The 16149-nt window shown below is 39.4% G+C and carries 21 protein-coding genes; 3 read left to right on the forward strand and 18 right to left on the reverse strand.

Features of this window, described 5'->3' with window-relative positions:
- Positions 1-133: 133 nt before the first annotated feature.
- Both OCU78_RS19510 and OCU78_RS19515 read right to left on the reverse strand, forming a co-directional pair.
- Positions 134-880 (reverse strand): carbon-nitrogen hydrolase family protein, encoded by a 747-nt coding sequence (locus OCU78_RS19510; protein ID WP_167494095.1) that lies wholly within the window; start codon positions 878-880, stop codon positions 134-136.
- Between the two features lie 146 nt (positions 881-1026).
- Positions 1027-1350, reverse strand: coding sequence for a hypothetical protein (locus OCU78_RS19515; RefSeq protein ID WP_137375717.1), 324 nt, complete (start codon positions 1348-1350; stop codon positions 1027-1029).
- A 255-nt stretch (positions 1351-1605) separates the two neighbouring features.
- Here OCU78_RS19515 and OCU78_RS19520 point away from each other — a divergent pair, with 255 nt between their 5' ends.
- Complete coding sequence (locus OCU78_RS19520; protein WP_167494094.1) at positions 1606-2145, forward strand: GIY-YIG nuclease family protein; 540 nt, start codon at positions 1606-1608, stop codon at positions 2143-2145.
- Positions 2146-2293: 148 nt separating this feature from the next.
- Here the strand turns inward: OCU78_RS19520 and OCU78_RS19525 are convergent, their stop codons facing one another.
- From OCU78_RS19525 to OCU78_RS19595, 13 genes are all read right to left on the reverse strand, one after another.
- Positions 2294-2953 carry a hypothetical protein gene (locus tag OCU78_RS19525; RefSeq protein WP_137375715.1) on the reverse strand — a complete coding sequence of 220 codons (660 nt, stop codon included), beginning with the start codon at positions 2951-2953 and terminating at the stop codon, positions 2294-2296.
- A 149-nt stretch (positions 2954-3102) separates the two neighbouring features.
- Positions 3103-3720, reverse strand: coding sequence for a LysE family translocator (locus OCU78_RS19530; RefSeq protein WP_137375714.1), 618 nt, complete (start codon positions 3718-3720; stop codon positions 3103-3105).
- Positions 3721-3861: 141 nt separating this feature from the next.
- Positions 3862-4155 carry a hypothetical protein gene (locus OCU78_RS19535; protein ID WP_137375713.1) on the reverse strand — a complete coding sequence of 98 codons (294 nt, stop codon included), beginning with the start codon at positions 4153-4155 and terminating at the stop codon, positions 3862-3864.
- 211 nt (positions 4156-4366) lie between these two features.
- The gene (locus OCU78_RS19540; RefSeq protein ID WP_137375712.1) at positions 4367-4879 is read right to left on the reverse strand and encodes a GNAT family N-acetyltransferase; all 513 of its coding nucleotides are present in this window, start codon (positions 4877-4879) and stop codon (positions 4367-4369) included.
- A 147-nt stretch (positions 4880-5026) separates the two neighbouring features.
- Positions 5027-5584: a hypothetical protein gene (locus OCU78_RS19545; protein WP_137375803.1), complete on the reverse strand. Its 558-nt coding sequence runs from the start codon at positions 5582-5584 to the stop codon at positions 5027-5029.
- Between the two features lie 138 nt (positions 5585-5722).
- On the reverse strand, positions 5723-6136 hold the full coding sequence (locus OCU78_RS19550) for a hypothetical protein (RefSeq protein ID WP_137375635.1): 414 nt from the start codon (positions 6134-6136) through the stop codon (positions 5723-5725).
- A 140-nt stretch (positions 6137-6276) separates the two neighbouring features.
- On the reverse strand, positions 6277-7044 hold the full coding sequence (locus OCU78_RS19560) for a chromosome partitioning protein ParA (protein WP_137375636.1): 768 nt from the start codon (positions 7042-7044) through the stop codon (positions 6277-6279).
- Positions 7045-7187: 143 nt separating this feature from the next.
- On the reverse strand, positions 7188-7634 hold the full coding sequence (locus tag OCU78_RS19565) for a hypothetical protein (RefSeq protein ID WP_137375637.1): 447 nt from the start codon (positions 7632-7634) through the stop codon (positions 7188-7190).
- Between the two features lie 301 nt (positions 7635-7935).
- Positions 7936-8442 carry a GNAT family N-acetyltransferase gene (locus tag OCU78_RS19570; protein WP_137375638.1) on the reverse strand — a complete coding sequence of 169 codons (507 nt, stop codon included), beginning with the start codon at positions 8440-8442 and terminating at the stop codon, positions 7936-7938.
- A 107-nt stretch (positions 8443-8549) separates the two neighbouring features.
- Positions 8550-8996, reverse strand: coding sequence for a GNAT family N-acetyltransferase (locus OCU78_RS19575; protein WP_137375639.1), 447 nt, complete (start codon positions 8994-8996; stop codon positions 8550-8552).
- A 142-nt stretch (positions 8997-9138) separates the two neighbouring features.
- On the reverse strand, positions 9139-9921 hold the full coding sequence (locus OCU78_RS19585; protein WP_137375640.1) for an HNH endonuclease: 783 nt from the start codon (positions 9919-9921) through the stop codon (positions 9139-9141).
- Positions 9922-10078: 157 nt separating this feature from the next.
- Positions 10079-10486, reverse strand: a complete 408-nt coding sequence (locus tag OCU78_RS19590) for a GNAT family N-acetyltransferase (protein ID WP_137375641.1) — start codon at positions 10484-10486, stop codon at positions 10079-10081.
- A 133-nt stretch (positions 10487-10619) separates the two neighbouring features.
- The gene (locus OCU78_RS19595; RefSeq protein WP_137375642.1) at positions 10620-10988 is read right to left on the reverse strand and encodes an FUSC family protein; all 369 of its coding nucleotides are present in this window, start codon (positions 10986-10988) and stop codon (positions 10620-10622) included.
- A 1321-nt stretch (positions 10989-12309) separates the two neighbouring features.
- Between OCU78_RS19595 and OCU78_RS19605 the strand changes: the two genes are divergently transcribed.
- On the forward strand, positions 12310-12555 hold the full coding sequence (locus tag OCU78_RS19605) for a hypothetical protein (RefSeq protein WP_137375643.1): 246 nt from the start codon (positions 12310-12312) through the stop codon (positions 12553-12555).
- Positions 12556-12885: 330 nt separating this feature from the next.
- Complete coding sequence (locus OCU78_RS19610; RefSeq protein WP_137375644.1) at positions 12886-14349, forward strand: DUF4041 domain-containing protein; 1464 nt, start codon at positions 12886-12888, stop codon at positions 14347-14349.
- Positions 14350-14526: 177 nt separating this feature from the next.
- Here the strand turns inward: OCU78_RS19610 and OCU78_RS19620 are convergent, their stop codons facing one another.
- From OCU78_RS19620 to OCU78_RS19630, 3 genes are all read right to left on the reverse strand, one after another.
- Positions 14527-15057 carry a hypothetical protein gene (locus OCU78_RS19620; protein WP_137375645.1) on the reverse strand — a complete coding sequence of 177 codons (531 nt, stop codon included), beginning with the start codon at positions 15055-15057 and terminating at the stop codon, positions 14527-14529.
- Between the two features lie 182 nt (positions 15058-15239).
- Positions 15240-15422, reverse strand: a complete 183-nt coding sequence (locus OCU78_RS19625; RefSeq protein WP_137375646.1) for a hypothetical protein — start codon at positions 15420-15422, stop codon at positions 15240-15242.
- Between the two features lie 126 nt (positions 15423-15548).
- Positions 15549-15986 (reverse strand): DUF695 domain-containing protein, encoded by a 438-nt coding sequence (locus tag OCU78_RS19630; protein ID WP_137375647.1) that lies wholly within the window; start codon positions 15984-15986, stop codon positions 15549-15551.
- Between the last annotated feature and the right edge of the window lie 163 nt (positions 15987-16149).

The following is a 16149-nucleotide window of genomic DNA, read 5'->3' on the forward strand; positions in this document are numbered from 1 at the left end:
TCGCCCTGAGCACATAACGCCGCGTTAAGTAGTGAGCAACGCCACCACCCTATCTAAAACCTTGCCACCTTAAACACTAAAGCTGACCCAAACTGAAAATGCCGAGCGTTGGGAATCTGTCTTAAACGCTTTGTTATGTTTTAGTAGCCTCGATCTCATTGCCAGCAATAGTACACAAAACCAAACCACTTTCCTTTTCGCTAGAGCTAATAATGAGCGTCCCAAATGAATCCCAAACTGAGCTTTTACCACAAGTTTTCCAGCCACCTGTTTCTGAGATGTGGTTGCTTAGAAGTACTGGAACTCGTTGCTCTAAAGCAATTTCGGATAGGATTGTAGAATCAGGGGTAAAGCCATTACCAGAAATTAGAGCACTTACAACATAAGCATCTGCACCGAGCTTTTTAGCCCGCAGAGAATGTTCCGGTGTTATAAAGTCGGCACAAATAGCCAATGCTATTTGATGCCCATTCACAGTAAAGAAGTAATCCGTCGCCCCAAAAGAACAATACTTATCTTCGCCTTCATGCAGATATTGCTTTGAATAAAATTGGACTGAGCCATCGGGAAAACAAACTACCGCACCTATTGTTGGCTTTGAGGAGTTGTTAGCTTTTAGCGGACAACCTGCAATAACTATAATCTCATTTTCAACTGACGCTTGAGAGAGTTCTTTAAAACTCAACGGCTCAGCCGAAAACGCTAGCTCAGAAACCAAATCTAACTCATAGCCCGTCAATGATAATTCCGGAAAAACGACAACATCAGCTTTGTAAGAAGATGATTCCTCGATCATTTTAATGTGATTTTCAATATTTCCACATAAGTCGCCTCTCACGATCGGGATTTGAGCCAAGCTTATAGTTACACCAGTTTCCAAGTTTCCTCCTTAAAACATAACGCCGCATTAAGGTGTGAGCAACGCTACCACGAAACCCAACCATACCACCGTAAACACAAAACCCACGATGGAATGAAAATTGCCAAGCGTTGGGAATCACTCTTAAATGCTTTGTTATGTGATTTCTATTTTGGGCAGTTAAAGGATATTGGTACTTTGAATGCAACACGCGATGAAAGAGTTTCTTTTGAGTTATTACCACCATTCACTGACGCAAACCCCATTACAGAGATTTTACCTTCTCCGTTACTTGTATCCTCAGTAATTACTGCCACATCGAACTCAACCTCTTGCATCCTAGTGCCATTTTTAGAGTGCTCGTTTGTAAATGTGCCTCCATTTGGTTTCGCATTAATTGCGCAGCCATATTCTGAAGATTGCTTTTGAGCGTCACTTACGCCTTTTGATATCATCAACAAAGTCTGTGATACAAACCTATCTAGTTCCATAATTTTTTCTCGTTTATCGTTAGCACATAACGCCGCGTTAAGTGGTGAGCAACGCTACCACTGCACTCAAGACATTATGCCATAAACACTGATGCATATCTTTGAACTGAAGCCGCCGAGCGTTGGGAATCCGTCTTAAACGCTTTGTTATGTATACCATTCATACTATGTTACAGCCTATGACAATTATCTGACACCGCCACCCAGAAAACTGAGCAAGATATCAGGTATTTAGCATGCTACTTGGGAGTAGTTGTGAATAACAAAAGCAATGTTATCGGCGAAGCAATACGAGACCACAAATATAGGTGTGACCATGTTTATGTGGCTTACTCCCCAAGTACAGACCTATTTAAGATAGGTATTAGCTCCGCACCACGAAACCGTATAACTTCTATTCGAGCATCAGGGGTTGGAGGAGTTAAAGACTGGGAATTCCATTGTGTCTACAACGTTGGATCTATAAGAGCTTTCAACATTGAGAAGGAAGTAGCACGGCAACTACGACGTTATAATGTGCATGCAAAATATCTGAAGCACTGCCATACGGAGTATTCTACTGAGCTTTACCAATGTGATATCAAATTGATCAAAGCTGCATTCAAAACTATGAATGTACTTGTGCCAATAAGTAGCGACATACTTAGGAAAAAGTTTGTAGAATTTGTCCCACAAATGAACTTCCTGAAATGGATAAATCTAAATCGGAAAAACGTAGGGCTTAGTCCGCTCTCTCTGATGCAACTCAAGCAATCGGCATTCTTCACTATACCTAAAAGTGCAAATTTAGGTTAATTTAACTGGTATTCATAACGCCGCGTTAAGTGGTGAGCAGCGCTACCACTGCACTCAAGACATTATGCCATAAACACTGATGCATATCTTTGAACTGAAGCCGCCGAGCGTTGGGAATCCGTCTTAAACGCTTTGTTATGACGATTTTCTATGCAACGTACTCACTTGCTTTCCTTAAAAGCGAAATAAACCGATGCTGTGTATCACTGATGCAGTATTTTGCAGACCACTTTATATTTTCATTAGCTTCCGCAAAACCAAATGCTTTTTGTTGGTTGGTTTCCATCAGCAGTAGCCCTCTGGACTGAAAATCCGATACATATATAAACAACTCATCGACATCTATAATATCACCAAGTGTTACGAAATTTTCTTCACTGATTGAATATGCGGGATATAGCGATTTTGTCTTTACTTGTTCGACTTTGTTTAAGCTTAGAAGAAAACTAACTTTTCTATCAGTTAACCCTAAAGTTGATGACACAAATCGCTCAACCTCATGACTATTAAACGGAAAGTCAGGATCATTCGCATACAATAACGCCAAAGCTGAATTTACAACAATACTAGGTGTTGTAGCGACTGCTACAGCAAAGTCTGCAATGATTTTTTGACCATTAGGGCTTTTGATGCATTCTTTAAACTTTTTCTTTTCCTCTGGATTCATAAGTTCGTAACGGGTTTCTACAGTTTTCAAAAACTCTTGAGAACGAAACCGTTGACCAGCCTCCAGAGCCTCACCGATAGTTGAAATTATCTCACTGACTATAGTTACACTTGGCTCAAAAGAAGCCACCAAACTTTTCATATGAACTCCAAACCTAGATCGTCATAACGCCGCGTTAAGTGGTGAGCAACGCCTATCACCCTACCTAAACCATTGTGACATAAACACTTAACTTAAAGTAAGCCGAAAACGCCAAGCGTTGGGAATCCGTCTTAAACGCTTTGTTAGTTTTATTGCTGGCGACTTAGTAGCAGACTTGCCCCAGACATAGCTAAAAAGGTAGCGCAGCCTCTATTGAAGCGCTTTGCCATTTTCGGTTTCGTGAACCACTGCCTCAAATATATTCCGAATATGGCATAAATAGATATTGCACCCATTTCTAATATTAGGAACGTCGCCCCTAAAACGAAAAACTGTTCATTTACATTAGCCGAAACATCAACGAACTGTGGGAGAAATGCAGTAAAGATTAAGATTGCCTTTGGATTACCAGCGGCTAACAAAAATTCTTGTTTAGCTAAACCTAGTCGGTTGTGAGTGCTTTCTAGTTCAACGACGGGACTTGACTCCGAACGCCAAAGATTAAAGGCAATCCATAACAAGTACGCCGCACCCACAATTTTAATGGTTAGAAATAGAGTCTCAGATGCATAGAGAACGACAGCTAAGCCTGAAGCTGCCAAAGCAATCATTACAGAGAATGCTGCTATTCGACCCAGACCAGCAATGAAAGCAGACTTGAAGCCGTAACAACGAGCATTATTCATAGACAGTAAGTTGTTTGGACCAGGGGTCATATTGAGCGCAAAGCACGCTGGTATAAAGAACAATAACTTCCAGATTTCCAAAATATTTACTCCATAAAAACTAACGCCGCGTTAAGTGGTGAGCAACGCATACCACTGCACTCAAGACATTATGCCCTAAACACTGATGCATATCTTTGAACTGAAGCCGCCAAGCGTTGGGAATCCGTCTTAAACGCTTTGTTATAACTCAGTTTCGTCGATGTACTCAATCTGCTTATTCACAGAAACGGCTAAAACCATTGCAAAAACAATAGCAATTGAGATTCGAATAAACGTAGATGGAATCATAGATTGTGTAGAAATGACAAATGGACCAGCGAAACCACCGGATATAGCTCCTATATAAGTTCGCCTCCCACTCCATTTCATTAGCGAACCACATGCAACACAACGATACTTCGTCCAATGAGCACTAAAGAAAAACCAGCTACATGCAACATTTTTCTGACACTTTGGACATTGTCTAGACTTCATAATAGCCTCGTAAAATTAAACCAAGCTGATATGAAACTACCCGACTAAAGAAACATCAAATCTTCTGGCTAGACTTTCGAGCGAGTTCATGAGTTATAACGCCCAATTAAGTAGCTGACAACGCTACCAATGCACTCAAACTTACCACCTAAATCACTGAAACTAAAACAAGCTGAAATGCCAAGCGTTGGCAGTCTGCTTAAATTGCTTGTTAGGCTTTTATCGACTTAACCATTTGAAGATCATTTAGAATAGTGCCATCAAGACGTTCTTTACCTTGAAGCCCAGTTTCACAAAAACCGTGCTTACGATAAAAATTCAAGGCTATTTGATTGGTGTCTAAAACCCATAATACTATCTGTGTATAAGAGCTATTAAGCATACGTTTCTCGAAATAATCGAATAAGTCACTGCCAACGCCACGACCAAATAAGCCAGGAGCTACATACAGAGAATTAAGCTCGATAGAATTATTCGATTGCTCGCCTCGAGGCTCTCGATAACTTAAAAAGCCAACAATCTCATTACCCATTTCAGCAACAAGTACTGATGCTAGGTTATCAGATAGCGTGTTACTCCATAACTTTTGTCTACGTTCAATGTTATAGCTTTCAATGAACGACTTAGGTAGCAAACCATCATAAGCTTGAGCCCAAGAAGTCACGTGAACCAAAGCTATTGAGTGAGCATCTTTAATGTCTGCATTTCTAATATTGATCTTCATAATTCCCTTTGTGAAGCCTAACGCCTTGTTAAGTAGCAGCTAACTACCACTATAACCAAACAAAGCCACCATAATCACTGAACTCAACCAAAACAAAATCGCCAAGCGTTAGCTGTCTGCTTGAACAATTTGTTATGTTTTTTACGACTAACTTTTGTTGTCTGATGATACGAAGCTATTAAATAGTATTTCGTATTTCCAACCATCACCAGCAACTACAGTGCAATCTGAAGAATGAACACGAGCATGAAGTACCGCAATAGGGTCTTCAATTTTAGGAAGGGTCAGGTGACTGTGAATCCGCACCCTTGCCCCAGCCAATTCAGGATAGTCCTCATAATATTCCGACTCCATGAACGACGCTGCTCTACGCATTTCTGATAAATCACCGTTACCCGAAAACTTTAGCAAGTCAAACCAATAGGGAATAACCATCAGCAAAGCTAATAATTCTGACAGGTTATTTGCGACTTTGCCCGCTTGTCCTTCAGAGGAAACAAATAGTATCGGTCGTTTTTCTAGATCTAAATTTCCATATGCGAGAAAAACACCACCTGATCCTTCGCCAGCCAAAGCAGTGAAAGGTAAATTAGGGTCTAGTTTTATCCAAGAAAAGTCGTCATTAGCTTGACCCAATTCAAAGTCAAATGACTCACCTAAATCATCAGCTATATCCGCTAACTGAAGCTCCGAATATTTAATCATCGGTTAAACTATCTCCAAAAACATAACGCCCAATTAAGTAGCTGACAACGCTACCGATATAATAAAACTTAACACCGTAATCACTAAAGCTAACCGAGCTTAAAATGCCAAGCGTTGGCAGTCTGCTTAAATTGCTTGTTAGTTGGTGGATTCCAATGCGTGCTGAAAAGCTACCAAATTTTTACAACCAAGATATACATTTTTGACATTAGATAATGTTAACTTCAGGGCTTTACCCACAGATGCGTTATACAACCATCCATCTTTGAGCATGCGAACTCCTACGCCCTGATACCACTTAGTCTCATAAGGTGAAATATTTACGATATGACACAGTTCGATCTCTTTTCGAAGAAACCCAAATCCAAAGTACCAGTAAACTTTATTGCCATTTATCCCTATTGTCATAGAAAAAAACAATACGCCAATTACTAGATTAATTACTAATGCAATTACTGCACTACCTATGTGATTAGAGGTGGTAATTATGAATGCGCTAAGCGTAAAAAGAATAACTATCAATACTTTATTAATTTCTGTTTGTTTATACATAACTGATTATCCCTTTAGCCAACTAACGCCCAATTAAGGTGTGAAGCACGCGACCACGACACTTAATTGGACCACCGTAAACACTAAACTCAATCCAAACCAAAAATGCCAAACGTGCTGAATCACTCTTAAATTGTTTGTTATATTTCTTTTAGCACAATTTTCTTTATCACTTCGTATCCCAATTGACGAACCTCTGGCGCAGCAAAGATCTTTTTCAATGCATTTGTAACCTTAGCTTTGTTAAAACGCAACCATGCACCTTTTGGATAGAGCTTTGCACCATTCTCAGCTTTTTTCAGAGCAATTTCTAACGACTTAATCTGCTCTTCAGAAACATCGCATTCTTCACGAATTTTGTTTATGCGCTCTCTCAAGCTAGCCAGCCCTTCTTTAAGCTTTTCAACCTCAGAACTGCTGAAACGTTCATTAGAGTCAAACATTTCTTCTGGAAACATCTCATCAATTCGAGTAGCTAACTCTTCATCACAACTAGTATCTTCCGCGTAAATGACTACTAATTCCTTTTCTATATAGCGACACCATTGCTTTAGATCATAAGCTAGCCCGCTCAAATCACTTCTTTGATGAATATCAGTAGCCTTAAGCTCACCTGGAATCATCGTAATTTGAAACGCTTTAACCTTTTCAGTTTTATACTGTGTTTCATCACCTTTTGGTCTTCTCCATTCAGGCATGAATGGGTCGACATCTAATGGTTTAGAAACCTTTACTTCTTTCTCATACTCGACTTCATTAACACGGACTTGAAAGAATTCATGATGCATAAACTTGATCACGACCAAGTCTTCACCCCCATTAGAACCAAAACTGAAGTCATCAGAACTGAACGCTGACTCTTCAAGAACGCCTTTTAATTCTTGTACAAAACTCTGATTTAATTTCAATTTCACCTCCAGAAATATAACGCCCAATTAAGTAGCTGACAACGCTACCAATACACTCAAACATACCACCTAAATCACTGAAGCTAAACCGAGTTGAAAATGCCCAGAGTTGGCAGTCTGCTTAAATTGCTTGTTATACGACTTTACTCTGGTGGTAAAGTAACTGAATCGAAGTATATTCCAGAAATCAAATAACTTTTCTTATCTTCTCTTATTTGAAAGATTATAGTCGCATCACCATGCTCAAAGGTTGTTCGTACATTGAATGTTAGTAACGTTTCACCTTCTTCATCAGATTTCATTGTAAAATCTTTTTTAACAAACTCTGGCGGCTCAAAACTTTGCATTTTTCCTAGTTTGGATAGATAAGTTAAGATACTTTGACCTTCAACTGATTTAAATTCCTCAATAACTTCTGGTATGAACAATCCTTGATATTGCTCAGTATCCCAAGTAGTAATCGTTGGCATGCTCTCTATAATAAAAGGGGTCCCCTTATCCGCTTGACCCTCCAGGTTAAATTCTACAAGAGCAGTTAGCGCGAATATTCCAACCACACCCAAAGCTACAATTAACCCAATAGCTTTCATTATTTTTTCCATATACAGCCTACATTCATTTACCACTAGATTCAGCAACAAGTATAAGTAAGACTTACTGCTAAGAGCCTTTTATTAAAACATTAAATAAAAGCTCGAAATTATAAGTTTCGTGAATGCATATTAATGTGGAGTTAATTCAATATTTTGTACTTAGTTGGTGAGTCGATATAACGCCCAATTAAGTAGCTGACAACGCTACCAATACACTCAAATTTACCACCGAAATCACTGAAGCTAAACCGAGTTGAAAACACCAAGCGTTGACAGTCTGCTTAAATTGCTTGTTAAGTTACAATATTTTGAAGAAGTAAACGGTGCCTTCCAGCTCACCTGTCGAGCTACGTGCAAACTGAGGGATTTGACCTGCTTCTGTGTAGCCAATTGTACGATACAGAGAAGAAGCAACATCGCCTAAACGTGTATCTAGTACAAGTAATGATAAACCAATCTCACATGACACCCCTTCCATTACTGACATTAGCGCTTTACTCACGCCTTTTCCTCGAGCAGCAGTATGAACCATCAGTTTTTCAACTTCGCCTCGATGCGAGCCGTTGGGTTTAGAGCAAAGTGATAATTGAACTGCACCTATTAAATTTTCTCCTTCGGATGCAATAAATAACTTTCTCTCACCTAACTCAAGCTCTGCTCCTACAGACGACCAATATGATTCAACTTCGAGCTCATCCACTGGAGTTAAAAAGCCAACAGAAGCTCCACTTTCGATACAGTCGACTAGCAATAAATTTAGTTGTTCAACTAAACCAGAAGTCGTTTTTATTTCCTTTATTTCCACGATACTATCCTTGTAACTTAACGCCGCATTAAGGTGTGAGCGGCGCTTGCCTATACTTTGAGCGAAGCGAAAACGGCAAGCGTTGCGAATCACTCTTAAATGCTTTGTTATACGCGTGGTTGAGTCCTGAGTGGGATACTCATTACGCTATGGTTTGGCTCACTTTCAATATCAACAGCCGACCAACCTAGTGACTGGTACAACGGGGCTACATTTGTATAAGCATACAGATTGCTTTGAAGGGTTTCTGATACTTGATTAACACCTCGGTTAATCAACTCGCTAGCGATGCCCTGACCACGCCATTCAGGTGAAACAAAGACAGCATTAAACCAAATGACATCTGAACTTCCGTGTGGCTCTTTAAAACGAGAATAAGCTAGCCCGCCGATAACTTCATTGTTTCTCAAAGCGACCAAAACAGGAGGAAGATTAGCTTCAGGTTTGTAGGTATCAAAAAACAAGAAATCAGACCATTCACTTTGAAATAGATTCTCTAGATCTGTCCAATATGGGCTATTTTCATCACAACTTCTGAATACTACTTTGTTCATACTGGACTATTCCCTCAAAAGCGTATAACGCTTTGTTAAGGTGTGAGACACGCAATACCGATGCCTCCGCATACCACCTTAAACACTAAAACCAACGCATAGTAAAAATGCCACGCGTGCCGAATCACTCTTGAACAATTTGTTATATTTTTTGTTCAGCCGCAATGGTCTTAAACACTCTAACACCAAACTCTGTCAGCTTATTTTCTTGATTTATCAAACCTACACTACGTAAACCTGTCATTGCACCGCCATTGATAGGAATGGACGGGTGCATTCTATGCTTTTCTGTATCTCGATATACTATGTCAAATGCCAGAACTAGACTTTCTGGTGGTGTAATCAGAACAAATTCATGCCCCAAGTACTGCGTTATTTCTTTGATTATGTATTGCCTACCCGGCGACACCTCGTAATTAGGAGCTAATCGAATACCATAATACGTATTTTCCTTACTACGTTCTTGTTCTTGAAATTCGACTAAAGGCTTTAATGTGTATTTTATTTCTTCGCTTAACCCTTCTTCAGAGTGGGCTTTCATTAATACATTCAGTGCTTTGGTTATATCTCGTTGCTTAGCTGATTTTTCAGCAATGCTTTGAGCTTTATCAGCTTTGTTGATCGCACTTTCTATTTGAACTTGAATTAGCGGAGAGGGAGTGAATATATTATTAGACTTCTTACGGTTACAACTTGCACAAGATGGTAGCCAATTTGAATACGAATTGATTTCAAAGTCTTTAGATAACCCAAATGATGCTAAAACGGAACTGAGCTCTTGTGGGGAATCCAAAAGACTTTCGGGAATTATGTGATCGACTTGCATCGATAGCAGGTCAATTGGCTTCGTACACAGATAGCACTTTTCCAAGTGCACTGTCCAAACCGCATGCCTTTGATGTGGTGAGAAACTATACTTTGACATATTAACCTCGTGAAAAATATAACGCCGCGTTAAGTAGTGAGCAACGCTACCACAAAACTTAACCAGACCACCGTAAACACTAAACCCAACAATGGAATGAAAAATGCCATGCGTTGGGAATCTGTCTTAAACGCTTTGTTATGTGACTTTATGCACTTTAGTGGTCATTTCCTGCATAAACCCACATAGGCTCTGTTTTACCTGCTCTCTCAAAGCCTAAACACTTATAGAAATCTACAGCCTCACCATCGGCTGTGAGCATTTGTTGATGAAAAGAGCCATATTTGGTTTGCATTAGTTCCATCATTTTTCTGCCAATACCCTGACCATGAAAATCTGGATGAACCAACATGTGGGGATAATAGACTACTAAATATCCATCAGATATAGCATTACCAACACCGACCAAAAACCCATCTAATCGGGCTGTTACCAAGCTATCAGAGTTGTTTAAAGCAGGTATTAGCTTTTCTGGAACTTCAGCTGATGACCAACCATTGGCTTGATACAAAGATACAACTTCATCTTGCTCAAGTCCTTTCTCAAATTGTACTTCTAGACTCATTTTGACCTCCTGTCACATAACGCCCAATTAAGTAGCTGACAACGCTACCAATACACTCAAATTTACCATCTAAATCACTGAAGCTGAACCGAGCTGAAAATGTCAAGTGTTGGCAGTCTGCTTAAATTGCTTGTTATGTTTTTTGATTTATAGCTTTAACCTGCTCTATTAAAGTATCGTATTCATCACGAAAGCTAGAACTGTGCAAAATCGATTCCTTAGAGCCAAAACCTGACGGGTGCGTAACAAATACACGAAGTTCATACTTCTTGGTTTGTAAAAAGCTAACTGCGAAAACAATTGGAAAAACTACTAATATTAACAGTGGGTGCAGTACAAGAAATAGCGCACTCACAACAGAACCAATAGCAGCTGCCTTTATGAGCTTTTCTGTACTGTCGTGTTTCTTAACGTACATATATTCAATTTTATCAACATGAATAGGAAGAGGCTTACTTACGCTGTATACCTGATTCCCTTCAAGCTTTACACTTCCATACACCAAAGACACCTCCAGAAACATAACGCCGCGTTAAGTAGTGAGCAACGCCACCACCCTACCTAAAACCTTGCCACCTTAAACACTAAAGCTAACCCAAACTGAAAATGCCAAGCGTTGGGAATCTGTCTTAAACGCTTTGTTAGTTTGCTTACATGATGCAGCCAAAGTTTAGTGCCAAGGTGCTGAATTGGTTACAAAACTACTGGCTTTGACCGACAATGTAAAACTGAAAACTACGGAACTCAAACTCAACCAACAAAATGCACTTGGCTAAGAAGCGACATGCGCTGCACAACCACAGTTTGAAGTACTTTGGCTGACAAAGGATTCATTCGACCAATCTGACAACCAAGTTCAACGAACCGACCTTTCCGCGACAGACTCACCAAGAAAAAGAAACAGCGCGAGACGCACTAAGCGACCAAAGTTACTGATGCGAAGAAATGAATAACGTTGAACTCAAAGAGCCGAAAAACACCCTACGCGCGATGAGATTTGATTGCACAACTTTCGTAAAACGAACAGGTGTAAAGTACAGAAACCAGACTAGGCTCTTTGACTACAAACACTTTTCTACCTTTGCAAACTAACGCCGCGTTAAGTAGTGAGCAACGCCTGCCACCTAACCTAAACCATTGCACCGTAAACACCAAAACTGACTTGAACTGAAAATGCCGAGCGTTGGGAATCTGTCTTAAACGCTTTGTTAGTTTGCTTACATGATGCAGCCAAAGTTTAGCACCAAGGTGCTGAATTGGTTAAAAAAATACTGGCTTTCGACGCAGATGTAAAACTGAAAGCTACTAAACTCAAACCCAGCTAACAAAACGAACTTGGCTAAGAAGCGACATCCGATAAACAGCCACAGTTTGAAGCGTTTTAGCTGACAAAGGATTCATTCGACTAACCTGACAACAAAGTGCGACAAAGCTACTATTATGCGGATTAACCACCAAGAAAAAGAAGCAGCGCGAGACGCACTAAGCGACCAAAGTTACTGATGCGAAGAAATGAATAACGCTACACTCAAAGAGCCGAAAGACAACCTACGCGCGATGAAATTTGGTTGCACAACTTTCGGAAAACGAACAGGTGTAAAGCACAGAAACCAGACTAGGCTCTTTGACCATAAACGCTTTTCTATTTTTGCAAACTAACGCCGCGTTAAGTAGTGAGCAACGCTTCCACCTAACCTAAAACCTTGCCACCTTAAACACTAAAGCTGACCCAAACTAAAAATGCCGAGCGTTGGGAATCTGTCTTAAACGCTTTGTTAGTTTGCTTACATGATGCAGCCAAAGTTTAGCGCCAAGGCGCTGAATTGGTTACAAAACTACTGGCTTTGAATGCCAATGTAAATCTGAAAACTACAGAACTCAAACCCAACCAACAAAACACACTTGGCTTAGAAGCGACATGCGATAAACAGCCACAGTTTGAAGCATTTAAGCTGACAAAGGATTCATTCGACCAACCTGATAACCAAATGCGACAAAGCCACTATTTACGGGTTAACCATCAAGAAAAAGAAGCCGCGCGCGATTCACTAAGTGACCAAAGTTACTGATGCGGAGAAATGAATAACGTTGAATTCAAAGAGCCGAAAAACACCCTACGCGCGATGAGATTTGGTTACACAACTTTCGAAGTACGAACAGGTGTAAAGCATAGAAACCAGACTAGGCTCTTTGACCCAAAACGCTTTTCTACTTTTGCAAACTAACGCCGCATTAAGTGGTGAGCAACGCAGACCACAAAACTAAAAGTATGATGCCGTAAACACCGAAGCTAAAGCAAACCAAAAATGCCAAGCGTTGGGAATCCGTCTTAAATGCTTTGTTATACCTGCCTACAATATGTATGATATACCATAAAATTCAATCACAGGTGTATAAGTATGGAACAGTATGTAAGTAATCCTATGTTCATAGCCCTCATTGGGTTGATAGTAGCATTACTTATCGCCTTACTTAAAGGTAAGTCGACTAACGGTAAATTAGCCAACATAGAAAAGCAACTAGCTGATTCTAACAATAAAAATAACAACTTAGAAAATGAACTAGGTACCCTAACCCACCGCTATAAAGATGTTATAGATATTGAAAAAGAATGCAAAAGCGTTCAGCAAAATCATACCGATAAAATACAGTCTCTAACCAAGCAAGAAAAAGAAATTGAAAGCAACATCGAGACTTTGAGACGTAATTACACTGGTAAGAAAGATACCTACGACCAACTGAAAAAAGCTATAGAAATATACTCCGATGATCTCGAAATGATCGAGTACGGATTCTATGAGCCGCAATTCCCTTTCGACGCTCCAAATCAGTATAAAGATGCCATCAAAGCTAACAAAGAAAAACAGAAAGCTATGGTAAAGGATAAAACCTCAAGAGGGGCAATATTTTGTACAACAGAATGGACAGTAGGGAACTCAAAAGCTGAAGGGCGAAAAATGACTAACAGAGGTATTAAACTTACCTCGCGAGCATTCAATAACGAATGTGATGCTGCCATAGCAAATTGTCGCTGGAACAATGTTCACAAAATGGCTGAAAAGATAAAAACTGCTAGTGACAAAATCAACAAGCTAAATGAAGTGAACCAGATTTACATTTCAACAAAATACTTAAAACTAAAAATCGAAGAGTTGTTCTTAGCGTACGAGTATCACGACAAAAAGCAAAAAGAAAAAGAAGAACAACAAGAACTAAGAGCTCAGATGCGAGAAGAAGCCAAGCGAGAAACTGAGCTGAAAAAACTACAAAAAGAAGCAGAAAAAGAAGCTGCTACGTATGAAAAAGCTCTTGAAAAGGCGAGGAAAGAAGCACAAGAAGCAACTGGCGAGCAGTTAGACAAGTTGCAAGAGGAAATATCAGCGCTAACATCACAGCTTGATGATGCCAACAGAAAGAATGAACGTGCCTTGTCTATGGCACAACAAACTAAACAGGGACATGTTTATGTTATTTCCAATATGGGTTCGTTCGGAGATGATGTATACAAGATAGGAATGACTAGACGTTTAGACCCTCTTGATCGAGTTAAAGAGCTAGGAGACGCATCAGTTCCGTTTTTATTTGATATTCATGCAATGATAAAAACTGATAATGCACCTGAACTTGAAAAACAACTTCACGAGAAATTTGGCAGTAACAGATTAAATTTAGTTAACATGAGAAAAGAATTTTTCAATGTAAAGCTAGTAGATATCAAAAATGCTGTTTCTGAACTTTGTGATGATGAGTATGATTTTATTGAAACAGCTGTTGCTCGTGAATATAGAGAAACATTAAGCATCAAAAACAGTAAAGAAAAGGTAATTCAACAACAAGAACCTATCTTTGCAGACGCAATTTAGAATTATACGGGTAGGCACTTTTATCGTATAAAGTGCCTATTCTCCCAAAAGGTATAACGCCTTGTTAAGGTGTGAGGCACGCAATGCCAAAGCCTCCGCATACAACCTTAACCACTAAAACTAACGCATAGTAAAAATGCCACGCGTGCCGAATCACTCTTGAACAATTTGTTATGTTCAATTTCCAAAGTGCTTCTGACGCTCTTCCCGCAAAAGGTTTCTCATTTGCGTACCGACAGCTGAAGCTAAAGCGCCTGAATCAGTATGAGAGCAATCCCTATTTATAACCGCTTTATTCAAGTCTGCAATTAGCCGATTTATAATTTTGCCTTGCTCTGAATCTGGTAATACCAGAGTGACATTCAGGCTGTTTTCCATCATCTCAGAGTATAATTGAGGTAAATTCAACGGCATTTCATCGCCTTTATGATTACGAATTACCATACCCAGACAGGAAACAGATGATAAATACTTTGCCGTATTTCTTTGGACGTTATCCCAATGAGATATCGCTAGACTTGCAGCATGTACTGCATTTTGTGACTTTTGGTTTTTCCGCGTTACATAGACTAGAGCAAGTGAAACAAAGACACTTCCCAAACCAACAAGAGCTGTAGCAGATACAGCGACGATATCAGTTACAACACTAATAACAAACCCTTGCAGTTCATCGCCAACCACCTGATTAGACAACTGAATCTTATCCAAAACTAATTACTCCAATGAGATATGGTTGAACATAACGCCCAATTAAGTAGCTGACAACGCTACCAATACGCTCAAAATTACCACCGAAATCACTGAAGTTAAGCCGTGCTGAAAATGCCAAGCGTTGGCAGTCTGCTTAAATTGCTTGTTAGGCAGTTTGACCACAATCAGTGAAAGCTTAGCTAAGCTGGTTCTATGACTAAATTACGGTTTGTATCTGAACTCGAAAATACGATATCTGAATTCTCATGTGTCTCAACAATAAACTCAGCTCCTGGCTCTATGTGAAAACTAACCTTAGCTTGAGATACTTGAACTGTAATTTCACCTGATTCACTACCTGTATTTTTAAACTTCTTATTCATTTAAAGCTCCTACTCGATTGTTTTTAGCTCAGTTGCCTAACGACCTAATAATTCAAAGTTTTTGGCTAAAAAATTGAGTAACGAAAACAGTTAACTATTTTTTAGGGTCATTATTAATTAGCTTATTTACTTAGGTCGTACTTCGTTAAAAAAATAATCCCACTTAGGGTCATGAACAGCCTCAATTTCTATTGGATAAGGTTCCATCTCTTGTGGAATATTATGAAGTTTTTCTGCAAAAACATCCGTAGACTTACAATAAAAAACCCATTCTCGATAACCATTTGTTGTAATAGCTGAACTAAGGACACCTGACATATCTGTTTCAAGCGAGTCAACTAATCGGTTTTCAAAGATTTCCATAGCCGCACTATCTACCTTCGAAGGCATACCAGACTCATGGACACTATAATTCCAGTAAACTTGAATAAGTTTAGGGTAATTTGAAATTCCTAAATGTGGCATTAATTTATCTCTGAAACGGATCATTAGAGGTAAATCATTATACTTGCCTTCTGCAACTGCCCAATGATCATTGTTTATTATATATTTCAAATCTTCCATGGAACTCTCTGCTATTCTGATGTTCGAATAAATATAGCTGCTAAGAAAACACTCTGAACATTTTAGATGCCTAACGCCGCGTTAAGTAGTGAGCAACGCCACCACCTTACCTAAAACCTTGCCACCTTAAACACTAAAGCTGACCCAAACTAAAAATGCCAAG

Origin of the sequence: Vibrio gallaecicus, from assembly GCF_024347495.1 — a bacterium.
Taxonomy (GTDB): Bacteria; Pseudomonadota; Gammaproteobacteria; order Enterobacterales; family Vibrionaceae; genus Vibrio; species Vibrio gallaecicus.

Excerpts from the sequence above, each read along its gene's own strand:
- OCU78_RS19515 (WP_137375717.1), bottom strand. The coding sequence starts at position 1,350 with ATGGAACTAGATAGGTTTGTATCACAGACTTTGTTGATGATATCAAAA.
- OCU78_RS19525 (WP_137375715.1), bottom strand. The coding sequence starts at position 2,953 with ATGAAAAGTTTGGTGGCTTCTTTTGAGCCAAGTGTAACTATAGTCAGT.
- OCU78_RS19535 (WP_137375713.1), bottom strand. The coding sequence starts at position 4,155 with ATGAAGTCTAGACAATGTCCAAAGTGTCAGAAAAATGTTGCATGTAGC.
- OCU78_RS19540 (WP_137375712.1), bottom strand. The coding sequence starts at position 4,879 with ATGAAGATCAATATTAGAAATGCAGACATTAAAGATGCTCACTCAATA.
- OCU78_RS19545 (WP_137375803.1), bottom strand. The coding sequence starts at position 5,584 with ATGATTAAATATTCGGAGCTTCAGTTAGCGGATATAGCTGATGATTTA.
- OCU78_RS19550 (WP_137375635.1), bottom strand. The coding sequence starts at position 6,136 with ATGTATAAACAAACAGAAATTAATAAAGTATTGATAGTTATTCTTTTT.
- OCU78_RS19565 (WP_137375637.1), bottom strand. The coding sequence starts at position 7,634 with ATGAAAGCTATTGGGTTAATTGTAGCTTTGGGTGTGGTTGGAATATTC.
- OCU78_RS19575 (WP_137375639.1), bottom strand. The coding sequence starts at position 8,996 with ATGAACAAAGTAGTATTCAGAAGTTGTGATGAAAATAGCCCATATTGG.
- OCU78_RS19585 (WP_137375640.1), bottom strand. The coding sequence starts at position 9,921 with ATGTCAAAGTATAGTTTCTCACCACATCAAAGGCATGCGGTTTGGACA.
- OCU78_RS19590 (WP_137375641.1), bottom strand. The coding sequence starts at position 10,486 with ATGAGTCTAGAAGTACAATTTGAGAAAGGACTTGAGCAAGATGAAGTT.
- OCU78_RS19610 (WP_137375644.1), top strand. The coding sequence starts at position 12,886 with ATGGAACAGTATGTAAGTAATCCTATGTTCATAGCCCTCATTGGGTTG.
- OCU78_RS19625 (WP_137375646.1), bottom strand. The coding sequence starts at position 15,422 with ATGAATAAGAAGTTTAAAAATACAGGTAGTGAATCAGGTGAAATTACA.
- OCU78_RS19630 (WP_137375647.1), bottom strand. The coding sequence starts at position 15,986 with ATGGAAGATTTGAAATATATAATAAACAATGATCATTGGGCAGTTGCA.